8 protein-coding genes are annotated in these 8790 nt (G+C 66.9%); all 8 read right to left on the bottom strand.

Annotation, left to right across the window (positions count from 1 at the left end):
• Positions 1–47 precede the first annotated feature (47 nt).
• Positions 48–1406, bottom strand: a complete 1359-nt coding sequence (locus tag ACIBL3_RS46955) for an IS110 family transposase (protein ID WP_396360573.1) — start codon at positions 1404–1406, stop codon at positions 48–50.
• A 621-nt stretch (positions 1407–2027) separates the two neighbouring features.
• A complete protein-coding gene (locus tag ACIBL3_RS46950) occupies positions 2028–2498 on the bottom strand; it encodes a hypothetical protein (protein ID WP_396360572.1) in 471 nt (156 codons plus the stop codon).
• Positions 2499–2893: 395 nt separating this feature from the next.
• Entirely contained in the window at positions 2894–3373 is a 480-nt protein-coding gene (locus ACIBL3_RS46945) for a hypothetical protein (RefSeq protein ID WP_396360571.1), read from the bottom strand.
• Between the two features lie 305 nt (positions 3374–3678).
• Entirely contained in the window at positions 3679–4224 is a 546-nt protein-coding gene (locus ACIBL3_RS46940) for a DUF2231 domain-containing protein (RefSeq protein ID WP_396360570.1), read from the bottom strand.
• Between the two features lie 67 nt (positions 4225–4291).
• A complete protein-coding gene (locus ACIBL3_RS46935; RefSeq protein ID WP_396360569.1) occupies positions 4292–4804 on the bottom strand; it encodes a hypothetical protein in 513 nt (170 codons plus the stop codon).
• A gap of 72 nt (positions 4805–4876) precedes the next feature.
• Positions 4877–5332, bottom strand: coding sequence for a hypothetical protein (locus ACIBL3_RS46930; protein WP_396360568.1), 456 nt, complete (start codon positions 5330–5332; stop codon positions 4877–4879).
• 99 nt (positions 5333–5431) lie between these two features.
• On the bottom strand, positions 5432–6850 hold the full coding sequence (locus ACIBL3_RS46925) for a cytochrome bc complex cytochrome b subunit (RefSeq protein WP_396360567.1): 1419 nt from the start codon (positions 6848–6850) through the stop codon (positions 5432–5434).
• Between the two features lie 161 nt (positions 6851–7011).
• Complete coding sequence (locus ACIBL3_RS46920; protein ID WP_396360566.1) at positions 7012–8577, bottom strand: DUF222 domain-containing protein; 1566 nt, start codon at positions 8575–8577, stop codon at positions 7012–7014.
• Positions 8578–8790 lie beyond the last annotated feature (213 nt).

The raw sequence follows: 8790 nt of genomic DNA, 5'->3' as shown, positions 1-8790 counted from the left end.
GGATCAACAAACCCACCGAAGGCCAGCAGCAGGAGAACTCGGTTGACTCAATGAATCCCTAACCAACCCGCCTCAAAAATCTTGACACGCAGCGGAGTGGCGATCTCGGGGTCCCAGACTTGCCCGGTGGTGACCACAGCATGGATGTGGCGCAGGATCGCGGCGGCGATCACGGTCTGGGCCTGGGTTGGCTTGAGCCTGTTGTTCTCGCGGGTGGTCAGGTGCCGGTAGCGGGCACCGTAGACCGGATTGGCGCGCTGGGCTCCCCAGACCGTCCGCCACGCAGCGACCCGCAGCCGGGGCCGGCCTTGGCCGGTGAGCTTGGTCCGGCCGGTGAAGGTGCCCGACGACTTCTCCCGTGGTGCCAGGCCGGCGTGCTTGACCAACGCCCGTGCGGTGGCGAACCGGTTCGGGTCACCGGTCTCGGCCAGGATGGCTGCGGCCCCGACCGCGGAGATGCCAGTGATCGAGGTGACCAGCGCGGTCAGCTTGAGCTCGTCGAGCACGGCGACCATGCGCTGTTCGGTGTCAGCGAGCTTGTCCTGGGTGTGCGCCCAGTCCTCCAGCAGCAGCTGCACCCGCTCTAGCGCGCCGGGTCGATGTGCGAGCACTCCGGCCGGATCACTCAGCGCCCGATAGAGGTTGCGCAGGATCCGCAGGCAGGGTTTCTGCCCGCCCCGCTTGCTGATCTCGCGGCGCACTGCATGCTCGAACCGGGCCGCGCCCAGACGTCGAGTGCGGTCGAAGTCACCGCCATCACGGTCCAAGATCACCCACATCGCCGCGACCCAGGTCTTGGACCGGAAGGGCTGCTGGGCTACTTCCAGCGCGGCAGGCCACACGCATTCGAGCAGGTCGCGGATCTGTTGGATCTGGCCGCCCGCGTCGGTGACCAGCTGCTCGCGGCGGGCACCCAAGTGCCGCAGCCGACCCCAGGTCTCATCGATCGGTTCGGGAACGTAGCCGCGCAGCTGCGCGGTCAGCCGGGCGATCAGGATCGCGTCCTTGTCGTCGGTCTTGTCGAAGGTTAGGTCCTCACTGCGCCGAGCCCACGAGGTCTGCATCGGCTGAACACACACGAACGGCATCGACCGGTCCGCAGCCAGCCGGCCCAAGACCCGCCACCGGTGCCCGGTCGGCTCACACGACACCGTCACGCCGGCGAACCCGTTCGCGGTCGCGCGCTCCGCGACCCAGTCCAACGCAACCCCGAGATCCCAGGCTCGGCAGCGGAACGTCTTGCGGGCCAGGACCTTGGAGTCGTGGTCGGTCACCACCACCATCTGCTTGTTGTCGGCCAGGTCGATCCCGACGATCGCGTTCTCCAGCGGCACCAACTCCCGCAGTCGTGCCAATCGAGCGTTGCGGTTCCGGTCACCCCGCGAGACACCATTACCGTTGGTCATGAACGTCCTCCATATGCGATGGGACACCAAGCCCGACAAGCGCATCAGGGGGACGTTCCTACATCACGGCCGACACGCAGAACGTCTTTCTATGCCGCGATCCGCGCCTTCACTGTCGCAGATCACCTGGCGGACGACCGTCGCACATCACCCGACGGAGGACAGGCGCTACGCCAGTGTCTCCTGACAAGTTTCTCTACGTCTTCAAGACGGGCCCCTCCAGGGCCGCAAAGCGCGCCCGCCACTGCAGGGCGGGACGCCTGCCCGCCACTCCGCTTCGCTGCGTTCTGGGCGCGTCCCTTGGCTTGGCGCGCAGGTGCCAACAGGGTGCCGGGTCGAAGACGGCACAACTCGCCATCAACGATCGACACCCTGTCGGTGTGGTCTCGCCGAAACACCCGGCTACCGCCGCATGCCGTTGCCGCCTGATCCCGTCTGCCGGCGGGCTCCCGCATCGCCCCGCTAGCAATCCTGGAAGGGACGGTCCGGCCCGGCCCGCGTCAAGGGCGCCTGCGGCGTCCCTCCGGGATCTTCGCCCCTTGACCCCCACCGCGCCGAACCTAAGGTCGGCAGCTATCGGGGCGATGCGGGAGGACTGCGCGCGTGCTTGACACGTAACCGTCAACCCTGGCTCGACGGACCTTCCGTTTGGGAGGATGCGCGGCCGCGCCCGTAAGTGATGTCGAGAACGCCGCCGGACTCTACCGGGATCGCGCTCTGCGTGCGCACCGCCGCGAGCGCGGTCTGTGGCGCTTTGGAGCTGAGCGTGATCCACACTGCGGAGAGGTCGCGGTTCGGGCCGGCCGCGGTGATGACGCCCCTGTTGGCGGCTATCAGCGCTTTGGCGGCCGCCACTAGTTCGTCTCGACTGTAGGTGGCCTTGCGGATCGTCACCGGCACCGGCTGAGCCGCCACGATTTGTTGCAGGCCAGCCGGCGGATCACCTTTCCAATAAACCACGACGGTCTTGTGATCATCGAGAATCCGAACCTTGCCCGCGTCGGGACTGGGGTTCTCGACCAGCCACTGCGTCACCGCCGACGCCGCATCCTCCTCGGGCGTTGACTCCGGGATCGAACCTTCAGAGTCCATTGGATCGCCCCCTATGGGCATCGGCGCCGCTGGTTGCAGTTCCGGTTGCAGTTCCGCCGCGTTCAGTCGCGTCCAGGCAAGGTACGTCGCAGAGCGACCAAGCCTGTTCGTACCCCTGCGGATCGCCCCGAACACCACGAGGTCGAACTTAAACCTCGCGGCCGAAAGGCATACGGGTTCGAATCCCGTCCCGGGTACCTCCGGCTCTGACTGGCACATCCACTGGCCGGCGGAGACTCGGCGAGGGGTAGTGCACGAGGATCTGCCAACCACGTGTCGACGCCGGCACCTGCAAGTCAGCCGCAGCGCATGGGCCGTCTTGCTGTCGTAGCTTCTTCCTCTTGCCCACCGCCAGCGCCCGGCGCGGGAGCTGGCGGGGTGAGTTCCCGGAAGGCCTAGTGGCAGTGGAAGAACTCGTTCACCGTGCCGTCGGGCCGGACGTTGAAGTGATCAACTTGGTTGGTGCGGAGCGTTGACCCGTCCGAGCCAGTGGCGTGGAGGTTGAACGTGAACGTGCCGTTCACGGTCGCCCCGTTGGCGTTGAAGCCTCCCCAGATCGTGACCTTGCCGGTGTAGCTCGGCAGAGTCGGGTCCTCGAGCGGCACCGCGACGAAGGTGCCGGTCTGGGTAAAGGTCGCGTGTACGCGGCCGTCGTCGAAGGTAGTCGTGTGCTCGATCAGGTTGGTCGTGGTGGTGATGGTGTACAGCGGTCCTTCGTCCGAGCAGACGGGATCGGGAATCACATCGACGAAGGTCTCGACGAGGTTCTTCAGGGTCGTGGTCTCGGTGACCGGTGGCGCGCCGAACGCAGGCGCTCCAGTGAACAACAGGCCGGCGATTAGCAGGCCGACCATCAGTAGCAGGCGACGAAGCATCCCATGCCCCCCTTGGGCGATATGGAGCTCTGTGCGCCGGGCGGTTGCGACGTTACTCGTGCCAGCCCGAGGGAACCAGAGCTGATCCGGGGCGACGCCAGCGACTCCTGACGAGCTGATCGACATCCAAGCGATTGAAGTAGTCAGCCCTGGCCATAGTTGCACCGGTAGTTGCAATTCACCCCGATCCGCGCACGTTCCCAGGGCGACAGCAACCAGGTGACGACCGCGGCGCGAACCGTGACGAACCGCGCTAGGCAGAGGATGGTCGAACTTGAAGCTCGCGGCCGATAGGCATACGAGTTCTAGTTGCGTTCAGCCGTTGGGGTTCGGCGGGCGGTGCCGCGGTGTAGGGCTAGGTGGGCGCCTAGGAAGCCCGCAGTTGCTATGACTAGGTTGCCGGCTAGGGCGAGTTTTGTGGCGCGGGGGTGGTTGCCGCGTAGGCGGGCGATGAGGGAGCCGGTGAAGAGGAGTATTGCGCTGTCTGCGCCGAGGCCGTGGACTGCGCCGATCCTGCGTTCATAGCCTGAGAGTTCCGCCCAGTCGGCGGCGCCTGCGAGAGCCGTCGGCGTGGATGCCAGCAGTCCGAACCCGGTTAGGAGCGCCGCCGCGCGACGCGACTCGGAGCCACCGGCGAGGTCGAGAAGGGACGTGCTGAGCCAGCACCCGGCGGTCACGTCGGTCAGCGAGGGATGCAAGGAATGACCGAGTACGTCGGTGTGCAGCGGACTGCGCCGTACCCGTTCGATCAGCGGCCCGTAAGCCAGCTCTTGAGCGCGGGCAAGCCGCTCGGAAACCGGGCTTTCGCCGACCGCGCGGACCGCGCGTTGCGGCAAGGATCTCGACGCCACGCTCTCAAGGTACGCGCACGGCCGTCGCCCCTGGAAGCACTCGCTGCCGCTTTGAGGCATCGGTTGGCTACGGGGTGCGGCTGTCGAACTCGTCCCATTTCAGGGCCAGCGGGTCTAGCCAGGAGAGCTCTTCCTCGGTTCGGGCGGCGGCGACCACCCAGTGGCCGTCGTTGTCTTGGCAGATCATGGTCAGCGAGCCGGAGCGGTGCCAGATCCGTTGTCGGCGGCCCGGCCACGACCACTCGCCGCAGGGCAGCGGGGTGCAGGCGTCCTCGATCTGGGCGACCGCAGCCTGATCCAGTCGAACGGCGCTGCGGTTCGCGCCCATCGACCACAGCGCCTCGAAGGCCGCGTGGTGCAGCCAGAACTCGTCTTCGGTCTCCGCGATGGGTTGCCAGGCTGCGTGGTCGTCGTACTCGCGCTCAAGGAAATCCCCAGCCTCTCCACGTCCCCACAGCCACACGCCCTGGTTCTCGACGACCAGCACCTCCACGCCGCGGTCTACCCATGGCTGTGTGGGCACGTGGTTGAACTTGAGCAGCGGCTTGACGAGCGCGGCAGCGTCTGGCTGTCGGGGCACGGCGCCGAACCAAAGTTCGATCCAGTCGTGTAAGGAGGCGGGCACGCCCCACATGATCCCGAAGCAGGGGGGCTAGTCGCCGGAGTGGCCCCAGAAGGTGAGCTCGGTGGGATTGCCGTGCTCGTCGTAGAGGACGGCGCAGCGACCGACCCAACGGGCTCGAGGCAACTTGTCGTCAAGGTCGGCGGTGTCGGCTCGCGTTGGTCGATCCGTGCCGGTGGCAGCTCGAACCTCATCGGCGGTCGCCGGAATGATCGTGCCCTGGTCGTACCAGTTCCGCGGTTGGTCAGGGTCGACCACTCGGAGGACATCGAGGATGGAATGCGTCCCCGCCTCGCGCGCGTGCTCGTCTTCGAACAGGCCTTCCAGCCGCGCCGGCCGGGGTGAACGGAGGGTGGGCGGGAGGTATTCGCTGTCGCCGTACCACCAGTAGTCGCCAGTGGAGAAGACCTGCTGCCGTAGGTCCTGCAAAGCTTGGCTGAAGTCCTCCTGGTAAGGAACGAAGTATCTCCAGTCTGACGCGCCCATACATGACTCCCGGCTAGCTCGACGGCGACCTGAGCGCGACACTACAGGCCAACCTGAGGCAGCTCAGCTCCCCACTGCTGAGCATGCTTCTCGTGTCGGTCACTCAGCAGGTTCGTGCTCCGCATCCCTCGTTGCGGTCACTGCGCGGTTTTGCGGGGATCCGCTCATCAGGCGCCAGCGGCGGTAGGGGTCTACTGGGCGGTGGTTTTCGATGTAGCCGCCGCTGGGGAGGCGGACTACCTGGCCGGTTTCGATGCCGTGGGCTGCGATCTGGGCGTCGCTTGCCTGGAGGCCTAGGCAGATGCGGCGGGTGATCACGAATGCGGCGGGTGGGCCGAGGATCAGGAGGATCTGGAATACGTGGATGAGTGCGTTGACTGACATGTGGAAGAGCAGGGCCATGGTGTCGGCGCCGGCTGCGGCCCAGAGGACGCCGTAGAAGGTCATGCCGGCTACGCCGATGCCGGTTCGGGTCGGGTTGTGGCGGGGGCGTTCAAGGAGGTGGTGATGCTTTCGGTCGCGGGTCAGGCGCTCCTCGATGAATGGGTAGGCGGCGACGAGCGCTAGGAACAGCGTGCAGATGCCGACCGGCAGCAGGATGGCTACGGTGAAGGTCTTGCCCCACAAGACGAATTCCCAGCCTGGGGCCAGTCGGAGCGAGCCGTCGAGGAAGGCGAGGTACCACGCAGGGCCGACGCCGGCCGAGGCGTTCGCCGGGTCGGCAGGGCCGTAGAGCCATACCGGGTTGATGGTCGCCGTCGCGGCCATCAGGGTCACGACCCCGGCGACGAAGCAAAACAGGCCGATGCCCTTGACCGCGGCCACTCTCGCCGGGCGACCCACCACGTTGTCTTCCGTTCGCCCGGGTCCAGTGGGCTGCGCGGGCTGGCGCTTGAGCGCGAGGACCGCGGCGGCAACGAAGAGGGCGATGAGTACGGCGGGCAGGACGACGATGTGCAGCGGGTAGAACCACGCGATCACATTGCCCGGGAAGTCTCCCCCGAAGAGCACGGCCGCAATGGCAGTGCCGACCAGCGGGGTCGCCTGCAGGACACCGTCGAGTACGGCGAGGCTCATGCCGGACGCCATGTCGTCCGGGAGTGAGGTGCCGGTGAGGGCGGCGCCCAGGGTGACGATGAGCAGCCCGAAGACGACGAGCCAGTTCAGGCGCCGTGGCCGACGGAACCCGCCGGTGAAGAACAGTCGCAACAGGTGCAGCGTGATCGCCGCGACCATGATCAGCGTGGACCAGTGGTGGATCTGGCGGATCAGCAGGCCGCCGCGGACCTCGAAGGTGATCGCCATGACCGAATCCAGTGCGCGGGACATGCCTACGCCTTGGAGCGGTACGTACGGTCCGTCGTACACAACGTGATCGACGGACGGTTCGTAGTACGCCGTCAGGACGACGCCGCTGAGCACGATCATGACGAAGCTGTAGAAGGCGATCTGGCCGAACAGCAGTGACCAGTGGTCGGGGAACACCCTAGTTCGCAGGTTGCTCCATGGACGATGCATGGTCGACCTCCTTGGTCCTCCTCCACGCCGGCCGCAATCCGCGGTCACCAATACGACCCCGCAGCCCCCGCCCCTGTGACGCCCCGTGTCGCACCTCACGTTTGACGTCAGCGCTGGATCGGACGCTCGGGACCTCGCGGCCACAAGCGGTGAGGCGTCGGTCAGTGCGCCGGGCCGCAGGGATGGGTGCCGGTGTGGTCGACGCGGAACCGGAACCCGTGTGGGCTGGTCCACTCGACGGCTCCGGCGGGCAGGCGGCGATTGCTCCAGCCGCCGAAAGTCTTCGCGCGGTGGTGGAGTCGGCCTAGAGGTATGAGGTTGTCCGTGCTGGTTTGGCCGGGTGGGCCGGCGCGGTCGTAGGGCACAACATGGTCTTGGTCCATCCCGGCGGTGGCCTCGGCGCTGCTGTACGGGAACATGGCCACCGGATGTCGCAACCGGACTCTGTCCCGGATCCGGTCCGGGATCTCGTAGCTGTGAACGCTGATCTGCTCGTGCAGATCGATGACGGGCTTGACCACGATCTGGTCGTGACCCAGCAGTTCGCTCAACTGGGCGAGGAGCAGCGGCCCGAGCCCTTCGACCCGCAGCACACCTTTACCGGTGGTCAGGGCGTGGTCGGTGAGATGCACGTACAGGGTGTGCCGGGTCGGCCGGCGCCCGCTGTCCGCCGCCAGGCCATGGCTGTAGGCGTGCTGTTTCAGCGCGGCGAGCCGCGCCGGGAGCGCACCGGCCAGTACCCGCCGAGTAAACCCGTCCTCGGTTACCCCACCAGTTGGCCGCACGAGTGTCCTCCAGGATGCGGCAGTGCCGCACGGATCGGGTCCGTTGGTAGGCGGTTCCTGAGTGTCCGGGCCGTACAAGTCATCCGGCTCAGGATCGTGATCGGGACACCCATCGAACGGGGCCGAGTCGGTGTCCGCGCGAGCAGCGGTGGGGTTGGGGCGGGTGCGGGCGAGGTGGCGGGCGACCTCGAGGAGTTGGTGGGCCGCGGCCGGATCAGCGATCCAGCCCACGGCCTTCGCGCGCCGGGCATCGAGGGAATCGGTGTCGCCGAGGGCCTTCAAGGCGCAGGCGAGGTCGTCGACGGTCGCATCGAACCGGATCACATCACCGGCCGCGGCGCGGACCCAGAACCGTTTCGTGCCGTGGTCATCCGACGGTCCGACGAAGACGCCGCGCTGCCTGGCGGCAGCCTCGGCGTCGGCCTTGGCGCGCTCGGGGTCAGCCTCCCACACCGCCGCCCGCACGATGTTCGCGAGCCTCGACGGGGTGACAGTGTCGACGATCCCGACAATGCGGCGGTCCACGATCGCGGCCGCCTGCATCGACACCGACAGGCAGGCCTTGGCGACCATGCGAGCCCGCCAGGGCATCGCGTTCCCGGCCAGCACCGCGGCCCAGATCCGCGGCAGCCGATGCCGCAGTGCCAACGCCTCGCCGAGGAACGACGCCGCGGCGCCGGACGACATCCGCAGCACTGCGCCGAGCTCGACCGGCGCGAACTCGGCCACGCCCGGACACCCCTCGCCGCCGTACACCCGCAGTCGTTCCCGCCCGGGCAGCGGCTCACTGTCCTCGCCGCCGGCGAGGACAGCGTGGCGGTCGGCGTACGCGAGCGCCACCTCCAGTTTGCGAACCGCGGCACGTTCCTCGGCCAGGTCGAACTCCGCCGCCACGGTCAGCAGTTCCGTGGTGCAGAGCTCAGCCAGATCCCCTTCGAACACATGTTTGATTCTATAGCAGTCTGGCGTCTCCTTCAAATCGGAAAGACCATTGAAACCCTTTGCCCACAAGGCGAAATAACACATCCGACCCAAGCCCAAGAGGAGTTGAAACGCGGACCCCTCTGTGTCAAGGTTGCCTGAGGCAAGATTTGTTCTTGAAACCTTGAGTTGAGGGCGAGCGAGGAGTCTGACCCCAAGTGAGTTCGTTTGATG

This window comes from Kribbella sp. NPDC050124, from assembly GCF_044460355.1.
GTDB lineage: Bacteria > Actinomycetota > Actinomycetes > Propionibacteriales > Kribbellaceae > Kribbella.
This window is presented reverse-complemented; position numbering and strand designations above follow the sequence as displayed.